The sequence below is a fragment of the Malaciobacter marinus genome (assembly GCF_003544855.1).
Taxonomy (GTDB): domain Bacteria; phylum Campylobacterota; class Campylobacteria; order Campylobacterales; family Arcobacteraceae; genus Malaciobacter; species Malaciobacter marinus.
Map to the genome: position 1 here is coordinate 131947 of NZ_CP032101.1, position 23661 is coordinate 155607.

A 23661-nucleotide genomic window follows, 5' to 3' on the forward strand; every position below is an offset into this window, starting at 1 on the left:
AACTCTATCCTAAAAATTCAATAATATCAACAGCAGCAGTAGCACCATCACCAGCAGCACAAACCACTTGTTTAGCAGCATCAATTCTAACATCACCAGCAGCATATAAACCAGGTAATGAAGTTTTCATTTTTAAATCAACAATAACCTCACCTTGCTTGTTTGTTTCACATATAAATGTTCCATCTTCATTCTTTATTGGCTCATTTAATACATCTCTTCCTACAAATACAAATACTCCTGGTACAGCTAAGTCTTTGATACTTCCATCAATCTTACTTTTTACTTTTAATCCTGTAACTCCTGACATATCTCCATATACTTCTTCTACATCTACATTTGTTACTTCTTCTATATTTTTTGTATTTTTCATATGCTCTATTGTTGTAGGTGCTGCTCTATATGTATCTCTTCTATGTACTACATATACTTTTGAACATATCTTTGATAAGTATACTGCTTCTTCTAATGCTGAATCTCCTCCACCAATAACTGCTACTTCTTTTCCTTTATAAAAAAATCCATCACAAGTAGCACAAGTTGATATCCCTCTTCCAAAAAACTCATTTTCACCTTTAAATCCAGCACGTCTTGGAACTGAACCTGTTGCTAATAAAACAGCTTTAGCTTCATATGTATTTCCATCTTCTGTAGTTAATGTAAAAATATCATTATTTTTAACAACTGATGTTGTTTTTTTCATTTCATGTTTTAAACCAAATTTCATTGCTTGTTCTGGCCATGTTTGCATCAAATCTAATCCTGACATTACTTTTTCTTGTCCTGGATAGTTCTCTATTTCTGAACTTCCTGTGATTTGTCCTCCTGGCATCCCCATCTCAAACATTACTACATCTTTTAATCCACCTCTTGTGGCGTATAATCCAGCTGTTAATCCTGCTGGCCCTCCACCTATTATCGCTAAATCTAACATATTTTATTCCTTACTTTGTTTTATATTGTATAATTATGATGAGATTATATAATTTAAAGGATAAAAATTTTCTTAAGAAAAAGATTATAAATAAATAAATATTTTCTTAAATTTTTTTATTAACAAAATTAGTCAAATATAGATTAAAATGATTTGTATATAATTTCACCAACAAAACAAAAAAAATTATTAATAAAAGGAAAAACATGTTAGTAACAAACAAAGCAAAAGATTTTACAGCAGCAGCAGTTTTAGCTGATGGACAAATTGTTGAAGATTTTAATTTATATGAAAATATCGGAGAAAAAGGTGCAGTTGTATTCTTTTATCCACTAGACTTTACATTTGTATGCCCATCAGAAATTATTGCATTTTCTAAAAGAGCAGATGAGTTTAGACAAAGAGGCGTAAATGTAATTGGTGTATCTATTGATTCTCAATTTTCACACTTTGCTTGGAGAGAAACACCAGTTGATCAAGGTGGTATTGGAAGAGTTAAATTCCCATTAGTTGCTGATATTACAAAACAAATTTCAAGAGATTTCGATGTATTATTTGATGAATCAGTAGCTTTAAGAGGTTCATTCTTATTAGATGCAGATGGAACTATTAGACATGCAGTTATTAATGACTTACCATTAGGTAGAAATATTGATGAAATGATTAGAATGGTTGATACAATGATTTTCACAAACGAAAATGGTGAAGTTTGCCCAGCTGGATGGAATAAAGGTGATGAGGGTATGAAAGCAGACAAAGAAGGTGTTGCTGAATATCTTGCTAAAAACGAAGATAACTTATAATATTTTATTAAAAGAGTAAGCCTAAGTCTTACTCTTTTATATTCTTAGGAATTATTACTTTTACCTCCACAAAATTTTTAATACTTTTTATTTCCATTGTTCCTTTTAGGCTATTTTCAACTAGATTTTTACATACAAAAAGACCATTACCTTTACCTTGTTGTTTATATTTTGTAGTAAAGTATGGTTCAAAAACTCTTGAAAGTGTCTTTTTACTTATGCCAAGAGCATTATCCACTATAGTTATCTCAAGGTTTTCATCTTTATTTTTCATCTTTATATCTAAAATCTTATTATTAATAATAGATTCAGAAAAAGCCTCTTTTGAATTTCTAAAAATATTAATTAAGACTTGTATTAAATCAGATTTATAACTACTTAAAGTTATAGAATCAATAGATGTTTTTATTAATATTTGTTTATCAAACTTTACGATATTAAAACATTTATCCAAAAGTTCATCACTACTAAATGTAGAGATTATATCTTGGCTTTTAAAGAGTGTATTAAATTCATCAATAGTTTTAGATAGTTGTTGTGTTGTATTATTTATAGTATCAAGGTTTCTTATTAGATCTTTATCATCTAAGCAATCAAGTTGCTTTTGAACTTGCATAGAAGTTGAAATAGTACTGATTATTGATAAAGGTTGTCTCCATTGATGAGAGATATTAACTAGCATCTCTGCTAAGGCAGTTGTTTTTGCTTGAAAAGCAATATTTTTTTGTTGTTTTGTTTTTTCATTAATATATTTTTGAATAGAGTTTTTATATTTTTTAAATATTTCTTCAAAATGTTTAGATAAATAAAGACTAAGTCCTAAAAATATTAGCATTATGAAAAATAAAATTACAAATAATGTTTGTATATTTTCATTAAATTGATCATCTAAAAAATCTTTTCTAGTTTTTAATTGTTTCTCTATATCACTTCTATAAAAACCTTTTCCTATTATCCAGTCCCACTTAGGAATATATTCAAAGTAGCTTGTTTTTGTTAAATTTTTTTTATTGTCAAATCGAATTTTTTGTTTGTAAGTAATATACCCTTTACTACTCTTTTTTGCTTCATTTATTATAAAATCGATACTATCTTTTTCTACATTATTTACTGTTTTTATATCTTTATTTATATATTTTTTAATAGGATGGCTTAAATAGTGTGCTTTTGAGTTTATTACAAAAATATAATCTTTTTTATACTGTAATTTACTAATATAATCTAAAACTTTATTTTGTTGTTTTTTTTCAAAGTCATCTATGTACTCACCTGTTCCAATATACCAATTAAATGGTTCAAATGATTTATTAAAGCCAATCTTTTCATATTGATTTTTCATATCATTAGGTTTGTGATACCACCATTTTAAAAAACTTTCTTTTTTATTTTGTAGTGATTTAATAATCTCTCTTGTTAGATATTTACCTTTTCCTTCTTTAAAATAATAAAAGTTTGAACCTTCCATACTTCTATTTACAGGAAGTAAAATGCATTCATAATCAAATGAATAGATATAAAAATAACCTCTTCCATCTAAAAATCTAATATTTACAAGGGCATCTTTAATCATCTTTTTTATTTCTTCTTTAGGTCGTTTTTTATTTAAATTATAGATACTTAGTGCAATATTATATGCTTCATAAACTCTTTGCTGAAGATTTATTTTTAATTCATTTTCTGTTTCTTTTTGAATTTTATTTATATAACTATGGATATGTTCTACATCATTTTTAATATTTTTTTTATTTGAATTTATAAAATTTTCTTCTAAAACTTTTTTATCATCTTCAAAATTTTTTTTATTTTGAGAGTATAAAAAAAGACTAATAGTTATAAATATAAGAAAAATAAAAATTAAAGGAGAATATTTAAGTAAATTAATAAGCTTTTTTTCATCTTTGTAAGTCATAGCCCTTTACCTCTTAACTAATTATAACTAAAAAGTGTTAAACACTAAAGATTATATTAGTATAGTTTTGAAAGTTAAATATAAAAATAATTTTATATTATGTATAATCAATAAAAACAAAAGTAGAATCATGTTATCAAAAAAAGAAAAATATATCATTAGAATTATAAGATTTTTTCCTTTCTTTTTAATATTTGCAATTGCAATTATTGGAATGTATCTATTTTTAGTTGAACATGAAAGACACTATTATAAAGAAATAACAAATCTAAAGTCAAAGTTTATAAATAGAGAAAAACAAAGAATAAAAAATGAAGTAAATAGAGTTTATGAGTATATACAGTTTCATAAACAAAATAGCGAGAATAGATTAAAAAAATTGATTAAATATCAAGTTTATGAAGCCCACTCAGTTATGCAAGGACTTTACAATGAATATAAAAATCAAAAATCAAAAGAAGAGATAATTCATATGATGAAAGCTGCATTACAAGAAATGCGCTTTCTAGATGGAAGGGGATATTTTTATATTTACGATATGAAAGGCAATAATATTTTTCATCCTATTATGAAATCATTAGAAGGGCGCTCTTTATGGAATTATAAAGATATAACTGGAAAATCAATAATTCAAGAGGGGATTAAAGCATTAAAGTTAAAAAATGAAATTTATGATGATTGGTATTGGGAAGAACCAAAAAGTAAAAAGATTAAAAGAAAAATAGGTTTTCATAAAATATTTGAACCTTACAATATTTTTGTAGGAACAGGTGAATATACACAAGAGTATGAAAAAGAGTTGAAAAGTTATATCTTAAGATATATTTCAAAAATTAAATATTTAGATAAGAAAATAATTTCAGTAATTGATTATGATGGGATACTTCTTACTTCAAGAAACAAAAAAAATCAAAAAACATACAAACAGTTATTAAATATTGCAAAAAGTAAAAATCATCAAGGTTTTTTCAGTTATGTTAACAATAAAGATGAATATGAAGAAAAAATTACTTTTGTTAAAGGTTTTGATCATTGGCAGTGGGCAATTTATGCCTCATTTCATAAAGATTCATTAAAAAAAGAGCTTGATTTAAGACTTGAAACTTTAGAAAAAGAAGATAAAGAAACAATAAAATCCTTTCTTTTTTTATGCGCAGTTTTAACTATAATAATGTTGGCAATTTCATTTTATGTAATAAAATTATTGGAAAAAAGTTTTTATGAATATAGAGAAAAGATATTAGAAGAAGCGCAAAAAAATAGACAAAAAGATACTATTTTGGCACAGCAGTCAAAAATGGCAGCAATGGGAGAGATGATTGCAAATATCACTCATCAATGGAGACAACCTTTATCTGTAATATCAACAGCAGTTACAGGACTTAAGTTTGAAAAAGAAATGGATATATTAAAAGATGATAACTTTTATAGAGGAATGGATAGTATTCATAACTCTGTTATGCATTTGTCTAAAACAATTGATGATTTTAGAAACTTTTTTAAGCCAAATAAAGACAAAATCAATTTTAATTTAAAAGATGTTGTAGAAAAAACTTTAAAACTATTAAGCTCTCAGTTTGATATAAATAATATATATTTTATAAAAAATTGTGAAAATATAAAAATTCATGGTGCAGAGAATGAACTGGTTCAAGTGCTTATAAATATCATAAATAACTCAAAAGATGCTCTTAAAAATACAGATAATAAAAGATTAATATTTATAGATGTTTTTAAACAAGATAATAAAGTTATTTTATTAATAAAAGATACAGCTGGTGGAATAAATAAGAGTATTATAAATAAAGTTTTTGAACCATATTTTACTACAAAAAAAGACAAAGGTACAGGAATAGGGCTTTATATGTCAAAACAGATAATAGCTGATAGTTTAAATGGTGAAATTGCAGTATCTAATGAAACCTTTGTACATGAAAATATTCAATACAAAGGTGCATGTTTTAAATTAACTTTTGATTTAGTTGATTAGTATAAATATTTTTCAATATCTTCTGGTGTCTCTAAGACAAATGCACTATTTTTATTTATATTAGTTCCTATTTTTGCTTCATGAATTAAGATAGTTCCCTCAATACAGTTATCAAGAGAGATATTACCTTTTTCAAACTCTTGTGCATCTATAATTGAAAAGTCATTATGTTCTTTTTGATTTAAAAGTTCTTCTTTTATTTTATTTGTACAAACAATTGCAATATTTATTTTATTTTTTAAATAGTTTTGTAAATCTTCCCATGAATCTACTAATTTTCCTTTGTGCAATCCAGCTCGTGAATAAATAAGTGTATAGTTTTTAGGAGTTTTTTTTCTACTTTTTAATATATTATATTTTGTATAATCAAAAAACTTTACATCATCAAAGTATTCCATGATATTTTTGTACTCTACATCTTTATAAATAAAGTTTTCTTTTTCCCATAAAATATCAGAAGTTTTGTTAAGTTGAATATGTAATTTTAAATTTTCTTTTTTTGCTTTTCTTTTTAAGGCATTTATCTCTTTTATTAATTGTTCGAAAAATTGTTCTTTTTGAAGTAAGAATTTAAATGTTCTTTTGATTCTAGCTTGTTTGATTTTGTTTTTACTAAAGTGTGAATTCTGAAATAGACCGTTATGATAAATACAGGCTGTGACACACCCATTTGTAGCATTTTTACATAGATTCACTTTATTTAAATTAAGAGCATTTTTATCATGTTCTATGCCATACATAGGAGCATGCATTATATTTTTTTGCGCTGCTAGATATAAAGTACCTACTATAGTTGTTTCATTTATTTTTTTAGATAGTAGATTAGTTGTGTTGTAATTGTATTGCAAAAGTATTCCTTTAGATTAAATAAGGCGGGTATTATATAAAGATAAAGATTAAATAACATATAATAAGAAAAAGGTATTTTTATAAATAACTCAATTAAAAGCTTTTAGACTATACGCAAACGTGAGAAAATATAATTAGAACTTTACTTTAACTAAATAAACAAATATAATATAAACAACAACAAATATAAAAGGTAAACCAAATGCAAAAACAGATTGACAGTAATATTTTAGAGTATTTAAATATTACAAAAGGTCTATATTTAATATTGGATGAAAATTCTAATATTATTTTTGCAAATGAACAAGCCTGCAAAATATTAGGCGTATCACAAGAAAAAATTGTCTCTATGAATTGGGTTGATAGTTTTATTCCTCAAGAACTAAAATCTTATATTGCTAATATTATAAAAGAGATTGCAAATAAAAATATGCAAATAAATAGATATGTAGAAAATGAAATATTAACACTAAATGGAGAAAGAAAATTTATTTCTTGGAAAAACTCTTTTGTAGAAAGACAAGGAAAAGTTACTCAAGTAATTTGTTCAGGAGAAGACATAACTGAAAAAAGAGAAATTCAAAAATACATTGAGGAAAAAGAAGAGAGATTAAAAGCAATTTTTGATTTTTCTCCTTTAGGAATTTTAATTTCAGATAAAACAGGAAAGATGATAGAAGCAAACTTGGCTTTTTTAAATATGCTTGGATATGCACAAGATGAAATCTTAGGAAAATCATATCTTGATATAACTCACTCTGATTATTTAGATTTAAATGAAGATCATTTTAATAGACTTATTGATAATGAAATAGGAATGTATAAAATCACTAAAAGATATATTACAAAAAATAATAAACTTTTATGGGGAAATGTTACAGTTTCAACTATAAAAGATGAGTTTAATGAAATACTTTATGTTTTAGCAATTATTGAAGATATCACACAAATGAAAAAAAGAGAAGAAGATATTATTGCACAAAGAAAGTTTCTTCATACAATAATCGATGAAAATCCAAATATAATAATAGTAAAAGATTATGAAGGAAGATTTGTATTGGTAAATCAAGCCATAGCAAGACTTTATAATACAACAACTGAGGATATGATAGGAAAAAGTGATGGAGATTATAATCCAAATGAAGATCAAGTAAAACACTATTTACAAAGTGTTCAAGAGATTATGGATTTAGATGAGACGAAGTTAGTTTATGAAGAATCAACTGATATATTAACTGGAAAAATAAGATATTTCCAATCTATTAAAAAACCAATAACTGATAGGTATGGAAATAAACAACTTTTAATTATAGCAAATGATATTACAGATATTAAAGAAGCTCAAAAGAAACTAAAAGATAATGAAGAGATGATTCATCACCAATCAAAAATGGCTGCAATGGGAGAAATGCTTGAAAATATTGCACATCAATGGAGACAACCTTTATCAGTTATAACTACTAGTGCAAGTAGTGTAAAAATACATAAAGAAATTGGAACTTTAAGTGATGACTTTTTGGATGAGGTTTTAGATGCAATAGTAAAATCTGGTAACCATCTTTCTCAAACTATTGATGATTTTAGAGACTTTTTTAAACCTGATAAAGAAAAAGTTAGATTTAATATAAAAAATACATATAAAAAAGCACTTTTCTTAGTTAGCTCAAAATTAAAAAATAGAGAAATTGATATAATTGAAAATATTGAAGATATAGATTTATATGGTTTTGATAATGAGCTTGTACAAGTAATAATGAATTTAATAAATAATGCAAGAGATGCACTAGAAGAGTCTTCATTAGAGTATAAATATATATTTATTGATATATATAAAGATAAAGAGAATAATATTATTTTAAAAATATGTGATAATGCAGGAGGAATACCTGTAAATGTAATAGGAAAGATTTTTGAACCATATTTTACTACAAAACATAAAAGTTTAGGTACAGGAATAGGACTTTATATGTGTGAAGAGATTTTGGTAAAACATATGAATGGTGAAATTGCTGTAAAAAATAAAGAGTTTGAATATGAAGGAAATAGTTTTAAAGGAGCAGAGTTTACTCTAAAGATTCCTATTTTAGAATCTTTAGAGGATTGATTTAATCATTGAAATTTTCAATTAACTCTTTTGCTTGTTGTAAAGCTTTATCACTACTATTTTTGTCAAATGTTAAAGAAACTGCCATTCTTCTTCCTTCATGGCTTTGAGGCTTTCCAAAAACTCTTACGTAAGATGTATTAGTAAAAGCTTCATCTTTAATATCTATTGTAGGATTAAAGCTATCATTTTTTGCTTTGTAAGCAGCACTTGCACCTGCTCCGTAATCAATAAAATTTAAAGGAAGTCCAAGTACTGCTCTAATATGAAGGGCAAATTCACTTTGAGATTGTGTAATCATTGTAACCATACCAGTATCATGAGGTCTTGGACTTACTTCACTAAAATAAACTTCATCACCTTTTACAAATAATTCAACACCAAAAATACCTCTTCCACCTAAACCATCAGTGATTTTTTTTGCAATCTCTTGAGATTTTTCTTTTGCAGTTTCACTCATATTCATTGGTTGCCACGAAAATATATAGTCACCATCTTGTTGTATATGACCTATTGGTTCACAAAATACAGTTTGATTCTCATTTCTTGCTGTTAAAAGTGTAATCTCATAATCAAATGTAATAAACTCTTCAACTATTAGTTCACTAGCATCTCCTCTAGCTTCCTTCGCAAGTTCCCAAGATGAAGCTAAATCATCTTCACTTTTTGCAATACTTTGACCATGTCCAGATGAACTCATAACAGGTTTAATTACACAAGGAAATCCTATGTTTAAAGCTGCACTTTGCAAAGCTTCAAATGTAGATACAAATTCATATTTTGAAGTTGGAAGTTCTAAATCAACTGCTGCAAATTCTCTTATATTTTTTCTATTCATTGTTTTATTAACAGCATCTGCATTTGGTATTACATGGTAACCTTCTTTTTCAGCTGTAAATAAAGCATCAATATTTATAGCTTCAACTTCTGGTAAAATAAAATCTGGTTTTTCTCTTCTTATTACATCTAAAATCTCATTTTTATTTTTCATATTGATTGTATAAGCTTTATTTGCAACAAGTTGAGCAGGCGCATTATTATAACTATCAACTGCAACTGTTTCAACTCCTAATCTTTGAGCTTCAATTACTACTTCTTTCCCTAATTCTCCACTTCCAAGAAGCATAACTTTTATTGAATCTGATTTTAATGGTGCGCTAAATTTCATATTTTCCCTCTTATATTAATTGATTGATGTTGTAAAAACTTTTTTTACAGCACCTTTGAAGTATAGTTTTTCATCTTTTTTTGTAAGTGTTAACTCTTCTTTACTTTTTGGATAAACATTTGCAATATCTTCTACTAATCCCAAGTTATTAGCTCTTAAAAAACAAGCTGCCATTCCAGTTCCACAAGCTAATGTTTCACCCTCAACACCTCTTTCGTAAGTTCTAACATATATTTTACCATCTTCAATTTTTGCAAAGTTTACATTTGCGTTATACTCATATCTCATTTTAGAAGCTAAATTATTATCATACTTTTCTAAGTCATCAACTATACTTACAAGATGAGGTACTCCTGTATCAACTAAATACCAAGTAAATCCATCTTGACTAAACTCATCTTTAATTAATATAGGTTTTGTAAGTTGTGTTTGTACAACATCATCTTCAACAATAGATTCAATAGCTCCAGCACCTGTCAAAAACTTCATATTAGATGATGCTAAATTATTAGTATAAGCATAGTGTGCACAAGCTCTTGTGCCATTTCCACACATTGCTGCGTGGCTTCCATCACTATTATAAAATAACCACTCAAAATCATAATCACTATTTGGAATTAGTACTATTAAGCCATCTGCTCCAATTCCCTCAGTTCTATTACACAAAGCAATTGCTTCCTTTGAATAATCTTTTTTAATAAATGAGTGAAAAATTACAAAGTCATTTCCACTTGCACTATATTTTGTATATGTCATATTATCTCCCCCATAATTTTTTCAACTTCTTTTTGAAGATGTTTTAAATTTTTTGAATTATCAATTACCATATCTGCTAACTCTTTTTTCTTTTCAATATCCATTTGATTAGAAATTTTAAGTTTAGCTTCTTCTTTGCTAATATTATCTCTTTTCATAAGTCTTTGTATTTGTATATCTTTTGGTGTATAAATAACTAAAGATTTAGGAATAGGATAGTGCATTTTTTCGAAAAACAAAGGTATATCAATAAAATAGGGTTTATTTGCTTCTTCAAATACTTTTGATTCTTTTATTATCTCTTCTTTAATTAAAGGATGAAGTAAAGCTTCAAGTTTTAGTTTATTCTCTTCATTTGAAAAAATAATTTTTCCAAGTTCTTTTCTTAAAACTTTTCCATTTTCTACATATTGTGCACCAAACATCTCTTCTACTTTGTGGCTGTTTTTATCAAGAAGCTTGTGGGCAATTTTATCTGCATCAATAGTTAAAAAACCGTGAAGTTTAAATAGATTACAAACTGTACTTTTTCCTGTTGAAATTCCGCCTGTTAAGGCAATTGCATTTTTAAACAAATCATTATTCATAGTAAAATATTACTATAATAATGATTTATTTTAGTTTTAATTGTAGATTATTAAAGTTTATCTTTTAGCTATTGTAGTTAAAGCTTTATGTATTGCTGCTGGAAAAACAAATGATGCATGATGTATCTCTGTTGAATAATACTCTAAATCATCTAATATATCAGATCTTTGAAGTATAATATCAGCAGTTGGATGATATTGTTTTGAAGCTAAAATAGCTGTGCTATGACTAAATTTAAATGGCATTGCAATCCAAAATTTTGTTCCAACTAATTGTAAATCTTCTTTTAGTCTATTTTCATCATTTTGAAAACTTTCAGTTTTAAAAGTTATAAGACCATCATCTTTTAATACTCTATTGATATTTGCCAAAATTAACTCACTAATTTTTATATTAGTTAAAATTATTATATCAATATTTTTTTCATCTTTAGAGTTTAATAAAGCTTCATCTCCAAACTCAATATTAAATGGGTGTTTTTCTAACTCTTTTTTTAATTCAGGGCTAGTTTCTCCGATTACTAAAATATTTTCAGGCTCTTTATGTGTGCATAAAGGTACATGTACCATCATTTCATTAAAAGCTTGGTTATCATTCATTGAACATGACATAAAATCCGTCCTTTTGTTTTATTAAATTTTCGATATAATACCACAAAAAATTTAAATTACATAGATATATTTGTATGTGCTAAAAAATTACAGAAGTTTTTAAACATATTTGTGTTAGAGGTAACATTTTAATAGATACAAGTATATATTGCTTTAAACTTTAAAACATAAAAAGGGAAATAATGTCTACAGTAAGTTATAAAGATGCTGGTGTTGATATAGACGCAGGAAATCAGTTTGTTGAGAATATAAAACCACATGTAAAATCGACTTTAATACCAGGTGTATTAGGAGGTATTGGTTCTTTTGCAGGTGCATTTGAGTTACCAACTGGTTATAAAAACCCAGTATTACTTTCAGGAACAGACGGAGTTGGAACAAAATTAAAACTAGCAATTGATTCTAAAAAGTTTGATACAGTTGGAATAGATTTAGTTGCTATGTGTACAAATGATTTATTATGTAACTTTGGTGAGCCACTATTTTTCCTAGATTATTATGCAACAGCTAAACTTGAAGTTGATGAAGCAACAGATGTTGTAAAAGGAATTGCTCAAGGATGTATTCAAAGTGAGTGTGCTTTAGTTGGTGGAGAAACTGCTGAAATGCCAGGTATGTACAAAGAAGGTGATTTTGATTTAGCAGGTTTTTGTGTAGGAATTGCAGAAAAAGAAGAGTTAAATAGAATTGAAAAAGTAAATGCAGGAGATGTATTACTTGCTCTTCCAAGTTCAGGTATCCATTCAAATGGTTTCTCACTTGTTAGAAAACTTTTATTAGAAAAACTTGAAATGAGTTTAGAAGATGAGTTTGATGGAAAAGCATTAAAAGATGTTTTATTAGAACCAACAAGAATTTATGTTAAAGAGTTTAAAGCAAATAAAGAAAATATTAATGCTTTAGCTCATATTACAGGCGGTGGAATTACAGAAAATCTTCCAAGAGTTTTACCTGAAAATTTAAAAGCAATTGTTTACAAAGATAAAATTAAAACTTTACCAATTTTTGATTTTATGAGTAAATATGTAGAATCTGAGGAGATGTATAGAACATTTAATATGGGTGTTGGTATGGTTCTTGTTGTAAATCCTGCGAATGTAGATGCTATTTTAGCAAATACAGATGCTTATGTAATTGGAGAATTAGCAAAAGGAGAAAAAGAAGTAGAATATAAATAATAATCTACTTCCATAAGATACTATATACCTTAAAAGGTATAGTATCTTCCTGCAATATCATTATGTGAACGATCACAAAATGGCATATACCTAGAACTACCACACCTACACAAATTAAAATTTCTTTTATTTATTATTTCTGGAATATTATTTATTTTTAAAGAAATATTACCCTTTGCAAGAATGGGAGAGTTTTCTTTTATAATTAGTTGTGCACAATTATGCAACTCATTATTAGTTGAAGTTAATGAGTTATTTTTAAATGTTTGAGAAAACTTCTCTTTTGAAGTTTTACATCTTGTATCAAAGCTACTATTTGAATGGGAGCCTTCACAAAAAGGTTGTTTTTTGCTTCTTCCGCATCGACAAATAAAAGTACACTTATTCAAATCAAAACTTTTGCCCTCATAAATAATACTATTTTCTAGTAAAAAATTTGAGTCATTAATTAGTTTGATTGGACCATTCTTAAAAAACCTGAGTGAAAGCTTCTTCATACTAACTTCCTTTATTAAAGTTGTAGTATTTAGCTTTTAAGTAAGAAAAGCACCATGTTTAAAGACTAATATTTATCTTAACATAACAAAGTGACAAAAACAGAAGAAAAAGGGGCATAAATAAGTTTTAATTAAAACTTATTTTACCCCTTATTTTAAAAAGTTAAAATACTTAATTATTTACTTAGTATTCCCTCAAGTTCTACTGTTAATTTTACTTTTTCTCCAACAGCAACGCCACCTGCTTCTAAGATTGAATTATATTTGATTCCATAATCCATTCTATTAACTTTTCCTTCTAATATTAAACCTGTTCTTGTATTTCCCCATGGATCTTTAATTGTTCCATTTACTTCTACATCTAAAACAACATCTTTAGTAACACCTCTCATTGTTAGCTTTCCATATGCTTTGTCATCTTCAACTTTATTAAGGTCAAATTTAATCTGTGGATATTTATTTGCTGCGAAAAAGTCTGATTCTTTTAAGTGCTTATCTCTTTTTTCATCAGAAGTATTAATTGATGAAACTTGAATTACTCCATTTAAAGATTTTAATGTTTTTGTTTTTTCATCATATTCAAATGAACCTGCGAATTTATCAAATTTACCAGCAACATTCGAAATCATCATATGTTTCACTTTAAATCCTACATTTGAGTGACTTGCATCAACATTGTATGTTCCTGCAAATAATGCACCTGCACTTAAAACTGAAACTAATCCAAGTTTTACTAATTTTGTCATTTTCTTTTATCCTTTTATTGTACTAATTAGTACTATTGGTCTAAATTTTTTTAGTTTGCTTTATAAAGCTTATTTAAAAGCTCATATAAAGTATCAAGTTCTTCATCATTTAAAACTTCCATCCAATTGTATAGATTTTTTGCATGAAGAGGAAATACTTCTTCAATAACTTCTTGACCTTTATTTGTAAGAGTTAAAATTGAAGCTCTTTTATCTTTTTTATCAGGAATTGTAGCAATCCAACCATCTCTTTTGAGATTTTTAATTACAACAGTTATATTTCCTGGAGTACTCATAGTTAGTTTTGTAATAGAGCTAATATTTAAATCACCTCTGTGATATAAAACTTCTAAAACTTTAAACTGATTAAATGTAAGGTTAAAATTATTTAAATAATTTACAGTTTTATTATGAATTTTTAATCTTAATCTTTCTAGTCTTACGACAGCTTTCATAGATTTGTCAGTTCTTTTTCCATAACTTTTTGTAGTTTTATTCTTCATATTAAAACCCCTTGGCGAAATTATACTACTAATTAGTAGTAATGTCAAGTTAAAAATTGATATGGGATTTTTTAAATTTTAATTCTTTATACCCTTTTTGCAGTTGATACAAGAAAAGCTGCTAGTGCTAGAAAAAAACCTGTGATTCTATTTTGGATTTTCATTGCTTTTACATCTTTAACTAAAAATTTGAGTTTTGAAGCAAGAGTTGAATATCCTGTCATTACAATAGTATCAATAATACATAAGGTTAAAGATATAATTGTAAACTGCATTATCATAGAGTATTGCGTACTTAAAAACTGAGGAATAAATGCAACTAAAAATACAGTTGATTTTATATTTGTAAGATTTATCAATGTAGCACTAATATAAGCTTTTTTGAAACTATAAGTATTAATTACCTCTTCTTCTTTAACAAGTTCGACTTTTTCGAAAATTTTTGTAAAAGCTAAATATAATAGATATAAAACTCCAAGCCATTTTATTATAGTAAAAAGCATAACTGATTTTGAGATAATAGTTCCAAGACCAATAACAACAATAAAAGTCTGTAAAAATAGTCCTGTTTGTAAACCTAAAATTGCACCATAAGATTTTTTAAGGCCATATTTTAATCCGTAATTCATAGATACTACTGCTCCAGCGCCTGGAGAAATAGATAAAAAAATTGAAGCAATAACTAGTGTAAGCCAAATATCTAAATTCATAATAATCCTTGATAAATTTTTACTTTGTGTTGTATGTTTTAAATATTAAGTATTTGAATTTGAAATTATAACTTTTTTTTTATTTGTAAAGAGTAAGTCTTTGTAGTATAAAAAGGCTAGTATTAAACTAGCCTTTTATTATGAAGCTTTTTTAGCAGCTTTTTTAGCAGCTTTTTTAGCAGCTTTTGGTTTAGTTAATTTTAATTTGTTTACTTTTTTTGCAACTTTTTTTGCAACTTTTTTAACATCTTTTTTCTTTTCTACTACTTTTTTAGCAGCTTTTTTAGCTATTTTAGCAACTTTTTTTTCTTTTAATTCTTTTGCCATGTCTTCTTCCTTTAAATTAATTGACTTTATACTAAAAGTCATAAATTATGGTCATTATACATAATAATTATGTCAATGTCAATAGCTAATCTGTAAAAATTCAATTTTTTTGTAAAGAGGAAATTAACCTCTTCATAATATAAATTTGGATAAAATATTGAGTTTTACTAAATAAAGATATTTTTTAAGGATATTAAATATGTTATTAACACCAGGTCCAACTCCTGTACCAGAGTTTGTAAGAAAAGCTATGGCAGATACTACAATCCACCATAGAACACCAGAGTTTGAAAAAATATTTGAGCAAACAAGAGAACTATTGTTTGAGTTATATAAAATGGATGAGGTAGTAATGCTAGCATCAAGTGGTTCAGGTGCTATGGAAGCTTGTGTTACTAATCTAACTCATAAAAAAGCTTTAACAATAAATTCAGGAAAATTCGGTGCACGATTTGGAAAAATCTGCGAAGCTTTTGAAATAGATTATACTGAAATAAAAAATGAATGGAATACTCCTGTGAGTGTCGAATCAATAGTTGAAGCAGTAAAAAATGATAAAAATATAGATGCGATTTTTATTCAACTTTGTGAAAGTGCTGGAGGATTAAGACATCCAGTTGAACAAATAGCAAGTGAAGTTAAAAAACTAAACAAAGATATTATGATAATTGCAGATGGAATTACTGCTGTTGGAGTAGAAGAAATTGATACTTCAAATTTAGATGCTGTTATTACGGGAAGTCAAAAAGCACTTATGCTTCCTCCAGGACTTGCTGTAATTGGTTTTAGTAATGATGCAGTAGCAAAAGTAGAAAAAAAATCAAGAGGTTTTTATTTTAACTTAGCAACTGAAATTAAAAAGCAAAAAACAAATACAACTGCTTGGACAGCTGCAACTACACTAATTATTGGACTTAAAGAGATTTTAACTCATATAAAAGAGAATATAGGTTTTGATAAACTTTATGAAGACACTAATAAAAGAGCAGAAGCTACAAAAGAAGCCTTAAAAGCAATTGGATTTGAAATTTATCCAAAAGTTCCAGCAAAAGCAATGACAGCAGTTTATACAGAACAATCAAATGAAATTAGAAAAATTTTAAAAACAAAGTATAATGTAAATATTGCTGGTGGACAAGATCATTTAAAAGGAAAAATTTTTAGAATTAATCATATGGGATTAGTTGAAGATTATGAAGCATCTTGGGTTGTAAATACAATCGAACTTGCATTAGATGAGCTTAAAATTAGAACTTTTGATGGAACAGCAAATAAAATATTTTTATCAAAAATGTTTGGGGTATAATATATGATTTTCGAGCATGAAATACCAAATGGAAGTAGATTATATTTTGGTAAAAAAGCGAAACAAAAAAGAGAATTAGAGTATAAAATTAGCAATATTTTATACAAAAATGATTTTGAAGAAATTATTACTCCAAATTTTTCTTATTCGCAACACCAATCAATACAACATGGAAGAAAACTAATAAAGTTTTCTGATAAAGATAATGAACAAGTATCACTAAGAGCTGATTCAACTTTAGATGTTGTAAGAATAATCACAAGAAGGTTAGGTAGAACAACAAGTCATAAAAAATGGTTTTATATCCAGCCAATTTTTACTTATCCCTCAAATGAAGAATACCAAATAGGTTGTGAGTGGATAAGTCATGATAACATTGCCGATATTATAAATTTAAATGTGAAAATTTTAAATGAGCTTGATATAAAACCTGTTTTGCAAATAGCAAATATTAAAATACCAAGAATTATTAGCAAAGAATTAGATATAGATATAGAAGTTTTTAAAAATGGAGAAATAGCACAACTTTTTGAATTAAAAAATGAGTGGCTAACAAAACTTTTAGAAGTAAAAGATATTGCTGATTTAAAAGAAGTAATAAAAGTTGTACCAAATAGTATTAAAGATGAATTAGATAATCTATATAATAAGGCATTGGAAGTAAATTATGATAATCTTATAATTTCACCTTTATATTATGGTTCATTAAAATACTATGATGGAATATATTATAGAGTTATTGACGGTAACTCTATTTTAAGTAGAGGTGGGATGTATAGTAGTGAAGGTTTTACTTCACTAGGATTTGCACTTTATACAGATAGTTTATTAAAAATATTAGAGGATTAGAGATTATGAAAGCGGACTTAATAGTTGGAATTCAATGGGGTGATGAAGGAAAAGGTAAGATGGTTGATATGCTTGCCCAAAATTACGATATGGTTTGTAGAAGTCAAGGTGGACACAATGCAGGTCATACAATATGGGTAGATGGAGTTAGATATGCTTTACACTTAATTCCTTCTGGTGTTTTAAATCCAAAAGCAATAAATATTATTGGAAATGGAGTTGTTTTATGTCCAGAATCAATAATTAAAGAGATGGAACAATTTAAAGGACTTGAGGGAAGACTTTTTATTTCAGATAGAGCTCATTTAAACTTACCATATCATGCACAAATTGATCAAGCTAAAGAGAAACTTAAAGGTGATAAAGCAATAGGTACAACTGGTAAAGGTATTGGCCCAGCTTATGCAGAAAAGATTGCACGATCAGGTTTTAGAGTGGGGGAATTATTAAATCCATCAAAACTTGCAGCAGGTATAATTGATTTCTTTGAACAAAACAAAGCTATATTTGATGTATTAGGTGTAGAAGTTCCATCAAAAGATGAACTAGTAGCATTATTAGAATCATACAAGCAAAAACTTGAACCATATATTGCAAATACAACAAATATGGTATGGAAAGCTTTAGATGAGGGTAAAAAAATATTATTAGAAGGTGCACAAGGTACATTACTTGATATTGACCATGGAACTTATCCTTATGTTACTTCTTCAAGTACAGTAAGTGCTGGAGCTTGTACAGGTCTTGGTATAAACCCAAAAGATATTGGTGTGGTTACAGGAATAGTTAAAGCATATACTACAAGAGTTGGGAATGGGCCATTTCCATCAGAAGACTTTACTGAACAAGGTCAAAAAATAGCAGATATTGGTAAAGAAGTTGGAGTTACAACAGGACGTGGAAGAAGATGTGGATGGTTTGATGCCATTGCTGTTAAGCATGCAAGTAGATTAAATGGATGTGACCAATTATCATTAATGAAACTTGATGTTTTAGATGGTTTCCCTAAAGTTAAAGTTTGTGTTGCTTATGAGTACAATGGGCAAAGAATCGATTATATGCCTTTAGATTTAGAAAATGTTAAACCGATTTATGAAGAGATTGATGGTTGGGATAGTGTTGTTGGAGTACGAGAGTTTGAAAAACTTCCAGAAAATGCAAAAAAATACATTAAAAAAATAGAGGAACTAACAGGAGTAAAAGTTGGAATTATTTCAACTTCACCAGAAAGAGACGATACAATAATAAGAGGGTAGGTTATGAGAATAAAGTTACATCATACAAAATATATTGCAAGAAGAGTTACAAGAGACTTAATAAATTGTGATTTTGTTGAAGTTAGAAAAACAAAAGAAGAAATTGTTCAAGAAATTGAGAGAATATTACTTGAAGATATGGATAAAGAACACGATTTAGATGAAAAAGTTGCAGATATTTTAGAAGAACAAGAGTCTGAAATAGAGTTTTTAAATGCAGATTATAGACAACTTTTTTGGATGACAAAAAAAAGAATGGCAAATGAATTTGGTGTAATTTTAAATAATGAAGACAGGTTTTCAGATATTGCACATAGTATATTAGACTATTTATGGGAAGAAGATTATATTCATTATACTTGTTCAGACAATCAAGTTAAAAATGTGATTTTTACTTCAATTGATGAATTTTTAAAAGGTTTTGAAAAAGCAGATGAAGTGGTATTTGAAAAAATAAAACATTATAAAAGAAGATTGATACCTGGTACAGATGAGTATGATATTGTTTACAATAGATTGTATGAAGAAGAATTAATAAAAAGAGGGTTAATGTAACATGCAAAAAGTTTGGGTTTATTTAGAAAATGGGATTTTTTTAGAGGCAAATTCTTTTGGTGCAACAGGAACAAGTGTTGGAGAAATAGTATTTAATACATCAATGACTGGCTATCAAGAAATCATCTCTGATCCTTCTTATGCTGGTCAGTTTATAACATTTACAATGCCAGAAATTGGAAATGTAGGTATAAATAGTGATGATATGGAAAGTAAGTCATGCCATTGTAAAGGTGTATTAGTTAGAAACTATCATCATGAATATTCAAACTTTAGAGCCAAAGGTGATTTAGATGCACTTTTAAAAGAGCATAATGTATTAGGTATTTGTGATATAGATACTAGATATTTAACTAAAATTGTAAGAGATGAGGGTGCTATGATGATGATAGCATCAACAAAAATCCATGATAAAGATGAATTAAAAAAATTACTAGAGCAAAGTCCTAGAATTGAAGATATTAATTATATAGAAGAAGTTACAACTAGTGAGCCTTATATTCATAAATATGGGGCATGGAACCATAAAGAAATGGCTTATAATAAAGCAGTAATGAGTGATAAAAAAGTTATTGTTGTTGACTTTGGAGTAAAAAGAAATATCTTAAATGAATTAGTTGAATCAGGTCTTGAAGTTGAAGTTGTGCCATCAAGTTTTAAAGCTGATGATCTAATAGCAAGATTTGAAGCTTCAGAAATAGGTGGAGTATTTTTATCAAATGGACCAGGTGATCCATTAACTTTAACAAATGAAAAAGAAGAAGTTCAAAAATTAATCAATACAAATATTCCTATATTTGCGATTTGTTTAGGGCATCAAATGTTATCAATAGCTCATGGATATGATACATATAAACTTAAATTTGGACAACATGGAGGTAACCATCCAGTTGCTAATCCAGAAACTAAAGTTGTAGAAATAACTGCACAAAATCATAACTATAATGTACCTGATAATATTGTAGAAATAGCTAATATAACACATATGAATCTATTTGATAATACTATTGAGGGTGTTAAATATAAAAATAAAGATATTTTTTCAGTTCAACATCATCCAGAGGCAAGTCCAGGTCCTCATGAGTCGAAGTATATATTCTCAGAATTCGCAAAAATTGTAAAATAAAATAGCTATTTATATTCATCTTCTTCGTTGAAGATGAATTTTAGCTCAGTCATTTACTACTTGTAAACTCCTTCGCAAAAATTAATCTCCGCTTTTAATCTAAATATAACTAGCTATTTTTAGACTTTAAAAGTTATTCATCAATTTCTCTTTGTTTGATTTATTTTTGCATGTAAATTATACCAAAAACAGATGCTCCAATTGTAACCATAGTACCAAGTATAGTTACTGAAGTTTTAGAATCGATTTCTTTTAATGCAGATATAAAGAAATCAAAAATAACTGAAATAAATATTTAAATTAGGATAAAGATAGTTAATACTACTTAAGTTACAAAATTAAACAAACGAAATTAATCGTTTGTTTTAGATAATAGGTAAAAGATACTTTTCAATTAAAAAATAAGTTCCAGCAGTTGATATCCCAGCGAAGATACCAGCTATAATATCATCTCCCATTACTCCCCAACCACCTTTAACATCTCTATCAATCTTACCTATAATTGAGGGTTTCCAAATATCAAAAAGTCTAAAAAAGAAAAATGCTAAAATAGACATTATTACTATATTTGAACTGTTTATTCCACATATAGAAAGTGTTATCCACATTCCTGCTAATTCATCGATTACAATTTCTTTGCTATCATGAATACCAATCTCTTTTTCATATAAATCTATTTGTTTTACTGCAATAGCACTAATAAATAATGCTATTAGAAAAAAAGTTGAAGCTGGTATATACTGAATTAAAAATATACCAATAATTAATGACACAAAACTACCTGCTGTGCCAGGTGCGATTGGACTTAATCCACTAAATCCAACTGTTAAGAAAAATTTTCTCAAATATATTCCTTATTTCTTTTTTTCAATTCCAAGTTTTTTTCTTTTTTCCCATAAAGATTTTCTTGAAATACCAAGTTTTTTACTAAGTTCTGTATCTGGATACTTAGATTGGAATGATAGCACCATTAGCTTTACATAATCATTTATTGTCATTATATTATTGTTTAAAACAACTAAATCGGATTTATTAAACTCAATTTTTTTGTATGGAAATGACTCTTCTTTTTCTAGTGAAGTTAAAATACAGTTTTTATCTTCTATTATTTTTACTAAATTATCTTTTGCATTCTTTTTCAAGGTATGGTAATCTGTTAAGTAAATAATCCCTTTAAAAGGTGTATTTAATTCTTTTTGCCAGTTATCACTACTAAAAGAGATAAACTTTACTCCCATATCTAGTTTTTTTGAAAGTTCAAAAACTAATTTGTCAGCACATTTTTGTGAATTTGTTTCAATAAGTATTGGAAAAGATGGAGGTAATGTAGTCTCTTCTAACTCAATATCTTTAAACATAAAATCAAGATATCGTCTCATTGTATTTAGTTCTTGTTTTAATGTTCTGCACTCTTTATAATGATAAATTTTTCTTACTAACTCATCCATTATAAATGGTTTCATAATATAATCTTTTGCACCATCTTTAATTGGGTTCGTAACTGTTTCATCTGATATATATGAAACAAGAAGAATAATAATTGAATCTTTGTATCTTTTAATTATATTTTTGCATTGTAATGCAGGTAAAGATGTTGATAAAAGTATAATATCATACTCTTTTGTTAAACTATCTAAATTTGGCGATTCTACATAATCACAGCTATGTCCATCATCAAGTAATCTTGAAACAACTTTTTGTGCTAAATAAATTTCGCTTTCTATAATTAATATATTCATCTTTTCTTCCAATCGTAGTATTTTAATGTTGCTATACTTTGCACAGCTACTCCTTCTTTTCTTCCTATGAAACCTAATCTCTCAGCAGTGGTTGCTTTTATATTTACAAAGCATTTTTCTAAATTTAAAAGATTTGCTATTTTTGACTTGATTTCATTTTTATATGGATTGATTTTAGGTTGTTGTGCAATAATTGTTAAATCAATATTTACAATTTCATAGCCAACCGCATAGATAAACTTAACAATATTTTCTAGTAAGATTTTAGAATCAACTCCTTTGTATTTATTATCTGTATCTGGGAAAAATTCACCAATATCTCCTGCACCACATGCTCCAAGTAGTGCATCAATAACTGAATGTATCAATACATCACCATCACTATGGGCTTTAAAACCATAAGGTGCATCTATTTTTATTCCACCTAAGAACATATCTTTATTATCTTCAAATGGATGAATGTCAAAGCCTGTTCCTGTAAAAAAGTTTTTACTTGGTGATTCAAGCTTTTCTATAATACTTAAATCATGACTAAACGTTAGCTTTTTACTTCTTTGGTTACCTTTTATATATTTAATAGAGCCACCAATTGATTTAATAGCTGAGCTATCATCTGTAAAGTCTGTATTTGTCTTTAAAGCTTGAGTTAAAATTTTTGTTTTTGAAAGTTGAGGGGTTTGAATAAGTTTAATATTGTCTCGATTGATAGTTTCATCTTCATAAACAACTGTATCAGAAACAGTTAATATAGGGACAATACAATCTGCTTCATTCTTGAGTTGAATGAGGTTTTTTATAACTTCAATAGGGATATCAACTCTTGCAACATCTGTAATCATTACAAAGTCAGTTTCTACTTCTTTTAAAGCATTTTTTATAGAATTCTGCCTTGTATCTCCACCTTCTATAAAAGTTATATCATCATTAAAGTTTTTCATGTAATTAATCTCATTTTTATGAGAGGTAACAATAACTTTATCAAAATCATGATATGAAGTGAGCTTTTTTGAAACATAAAGCCAAACAGGATCATTATCCACTCTAAGCCATTGTTTCTTAGCTTTTAGACTAAATCTAGATGAATTTCCTGCACAAAGAATAACCAGTGTTACATTAGACAAACTTTCCCCTTGTGTAAAAAAGTTACAAATTATAGT

Annotated in this window: 24 protein-coding genes; 9 read left to right on the plus strand and 15 right to left on the minus strand. The window is 27.1% G+C overall.

Annotation, left to right across the window (positions count from 1 at the left end):
* Nucleotides 1-4 precede the first annotated feature (4 nt).
* Nucleotides 5-934: a thioredoxin-disulfide reductase gene (gene trxB, locus AMRN_RS00655; protein WP_099312698.1), complete on the minus strand. Its 930-nt coding sequence runs from the start codon at nt 932-934 to the stop codon at nt 5-7.
* Nucleotides 935-1140: 206 nt separating this feature from the next.
* Between trxB and AMRN_RS00660 the strand changes: the two genes are divergently transcribed.
* Nucleotides 1141-1737, plus strand: coding sequence for a peroxiredoxin (locus AMRN_RS00660; RefSeq protein ID WP_099311073.1), 597 nt, complete (start codon nt 1141-1143; stop codon nt 1735-1737).
* A gap of 28 nt (nt 1738-1765) precedes the next feature.
* Here AMRN_RS00660 and AMRN_RS00665 read toward each other — a convergent pair whose 3' ends face one another.
* Complete coding sequence (locus AMRN_RS00665; RefSeq protein ID WP_099311072.1) at nt 1766-3646, minus strand: sensor histidine kinase; 1881 nt, start codon at nt 3644-3646, stop codon at nt 1766-1768.
* 130 nt (nt 3647-3776) lie between these two features.
* On the opposite strand from AMRN_RS00665, the gene AMRN_RS00670 reads away from it, so the two are divergent.
* Nucleotides 3777-5636 (plus strand): sensor histidine kinase, encoded by a 1860-nt coding sequence (locus AMRN_RS00670; RefSeq protein WP_099311071.1) that lies wholly within the window; start codon nt 3777-3779, stop codon nt 5634-5636.
* On the opposite strand, the gene AMRN_RS00675 is transcribed toward AMRN_RS00670, so the two are convergent.
* Nucleotides 5633-6484, minus strand: coding sequence for a GP88 family protein (locus AMRN_RS00675; protein ID WP_099311070.1), 852 nt, complete (start codon nt 6482-6484; stop codon nt 5633-5635). The two genes, AMRN_RS00670 and AMRN_RS00675, sit on opposite strands and share 4 nt — an antisense overlap.
* Before the next feature lie 203 nt (nt 6485-6687).
* Between AMRN_RS00675 and AMRN_RS00680 the strand changes: the two genes are divergently transcribed.
* Nucleotides 6688-8589: a PAS domain S-box protein gene (locus tag AMRN_RS00680; RefSeq protein WP_099311069.1), complete on the plus strand. Its 1902-nt coding sequence runs from the start codon at nt 6688-6690 to the stop codon at nt 8587-8589.
* 1 nt (nt 8590) lies between these two features.
* On the opposite strand, the gene purT is transcribed toward AMRN_RS00680, so the two are convergent.
* The 4 genes from purT to AMRN_RS00700 are packed head-to-tail and all read right to left on the minus strand — an operon-like array spanning nt 8591 to nt 11712.
* Entirely contained in the window at nt 8591-9757 is a 1167-nt protein-coding gene (purT, locus tag AMRN_RS00685) for a formate-dependent phosphoribosylglycinamide formyltransferase (protein ID WP_099311068.1), read from the minus strand.
* A gap of 15 nt (nt 9758-9772) precedes the next feature.
* Nucleotides 9773-10513, minus strand: coding sequence for a diaminopimelate epimerase (dapF, locus tag AMRN_RS00690; protein ID WP_099311067.1), 741 nt, complete (start codon nt 10511-10513; stop codon nt 9773-9775).
* Nucleotides 10510-11100: a dephospho-CoA kinase gene (gene coaE / locus AMRN_RS00695; protein ID WP_099311066.1), complete on the minus strand. Its 591-nt coding sequence runs from the start codon at nt 11098-11100 to the stop codon at nt 10510-10512. Before coaE ends, dapF begins: the two co-directional genes overlap by 4 nt.
* A 57-nt stretch (nt 11101-11157) precedes the next feature.
* Nucleotides 11158-11712, minus strand: coding sequence for a spermine/spermidine synthase domain-containing protein (locus AMRN_RS00700; RefSeq protein WP_228150821.1), 555 nt, complete (start codon nt 11710-11712; stop codon nt 11158-11160).
* A 182-nt stretch (nt 11713-11894) separates the two neighbouring features.
* Here AMRN_RS00700 and purM point away from each other — a divergent pair, with 182 nt between their 5' ends.
* Nucleotides 11895-12890 carry a phosphoribosylformylglycinamidine cyclo-ligase gene (purM, locus tag AMRN_RS00705; protein ID WP_099311065.1) on the plus strand — a complete coding sequence of 332 codons (996 nt, stop codon included), beginning with the start codon at nt 11895-11897 and terminating at the stop codon, nt 12888-12890.
* 29 nt (nt 12891-12919) lie between these two features.
* Here the strand turns inward: purM and AMRN_RS00710 are convergent, their stop codons facing one another.
* The 5 genes from AMRN_RS00710 to AMRN_RS00730 all read right to left on the minus strand — a co-directional run bounded on the left by AMRN_RS00710 (nt 12920) and on the right by AMRN_RS00730 (nt 15673).
* A complete protein-coding gene (locus tag AMRN_RS00710) occupies nt 12920-13387 on the minus strand; it encodes a CDGSH iron-sulfur domain-containing protein (protein WP_099311064.1) in 468 nt (155 codons plus the stop codon).
* A 176-nt stretch (nt 13388-13563) separates the two neighbouring features.
* On the minus strand, nt 13564-14133 hold the full coding sequence (locus tag AMRN_RS00715) for a YceI family protein (protein WP_099311063.1): 570 nt from the start codon (nt 14131-14133) through the stop codon (nt 13564-13566).
* Nucleotides 14134-14183: 50 nt separating this feature from the next.
* Complete coding sequence (locus AMRN_RS00720; RefSeq protein ID WP_099311062.1) at nt 14184-14636, minus strand: MarR family winged helix-turn-helix transcriptional regulator; 453 nt, start codon at nt 14634-14636, stop codon at nt 14184-14186.
* A gap of 86 nt (nt 14637-14722) precedes the next feature.
* Nucleotides 14723-15346 carry a LysE family transporter gene (locus tag AMRN_RS00725; RefSeq protein WP_099311061.1) on the minus strand — a complete coding sequence of 208 codons (624 nt, stop codon included), beginning with the start codon at nt 15344-15346 and terminating at the stop codon, nt 14723-14725.
* A 138-nt stretch (nt 15347-15484) separates the two neighbouring features.
* Nucleotides 15485-15673, minus strand: a complete 189-nt coding sequence (locus AMRN_RS00730) for a hypothetical protein (protein ID WP_099311060.1) — start codon at nt 15671-15673, stop codon at nt 15485-15487.
* A 199-nt stretch (nt 15674-15872) separates the two neighbouring features.
* Here AMRN_RS00730 and AMRN_RS00735 point away from each other — a divergent pair, with 199 nt between their 5' ends.
* The 5 genes from AMRN_RS00735 to carA are packed head-to-tail and all read left to right on the plus strand — an operon-like array spanning nt 15873 to nt 20765.
* Nucleotides 15873-16979: a pyridoxal-phosphate-dependent aminotransferase family protein gene (locus AMRN_RS00735; RefSeq protein ID WP_099311059.1), complete on the plus strand. Its 1107-nt coding sequence runs from the start codon at nt 15873-15875 to the stop codon at nt 16977-16979.
* A 3-nt stretch (nt 16980-16982) separates the two neighbouring features.
* Nucleotides 16983-17828: an ATP phosphoribosyltransferase regulatory subunit gene (locus tag AMRN_RS00740; RefSeq protein WP_099311058.1), complete on the plus strand. Its 846-nt coding sequence runs from the start codon at nt 16983-16985 to the stop codon at nt 17826-17828.
* Nucleotides 17829-17833: 5 nt separating this feature from the next.
* The gene (locus AMRN_RS00745) at nt 17834-19084 is read left to right on the plus strand and encodes an adenylosuccinate synthase (RefSeq protein WP_099311057.1); all 1251 of its coding nucleotides are present in this window, start codon (nt 17834-17836) and stop codon (nt 19082-19084) included.
* Between the two features lie 3 nt (nt 19085-19087).
* Entirely contained in the window at nt 19088-19639 is a 552-nt protein-coding gene (locus tag AMRN_RS00750) for a DUF507 family protein (RefSeq protein ID WP_079580266.1), read from the plus strand.
* 1 nt (nt 19640) lies between these two features.
* Entirely contained in the window at nt 19641-20765 is a 1125-nt protein-coding gene (gene carA / locus AMRN_RS00755; RefSeq protein WP_099311056.1) for a glutamine-hydrolyzing carbamoyl-phosphate synthase small subunit, read from the plus strand.
* 365 nt (nt 20766-21130) lie between these two features.
* On the opposite strand, the gene AMRN_RS00760 is transcribed toward carA, so the two are convergent.
* The 3 genes from AMRN_RS00760 to AMRN_RS00770 are packed head-to-tail and all read right to left on the minus strand — an operon-like array spanning nt 21131 to nt 23625.
* A complete protein-coding gene (locus AMRN_RS00760) occupies nt 21131-21616 on the minus strand; it encodes a phosphatidylglycerophosphatase A family protein (RefSeq protein ID WP_099311055.1) in 486 nt (161 codons plus the stop codon).
* A 3-nt stretch (nt 21617-21619) separates the two neighbouring features.
* Nucleotides 21620-22504 (minus strand): DNA-binding transcriptional response regulator, encoded by an 885-nt coding sequence (locus AMRN_RS00765; RefSeq protein WP_099311054.1) that lies wholly within the window; start codon nt 22502-22504, stop codon nt 21620-21622.
* Nucleotides 22501-23625 carry a bifunctional 2-C-methyl-D-erythritol 4-phosphate cytidylyltransferase/2-C-methyl-D-erythritol 2,4-cyclodiphosphate synthase gene (locus AMRN_RS00770; protein WP_099311053.1) on the minus strand — a complete coding sequence of 375 codons (1125 nt, stop codon included), beginning with the start codon at nt 23623-23625 and terminating at the stop codon, nt 22501-22503. Before AMRN_RS00770 ends, AMRN_RS00765 begins: the two co-directional genes overlap by 4 nt.
* Nucleotides 23626-23661 lie beyond the last annotated feature (36 nt).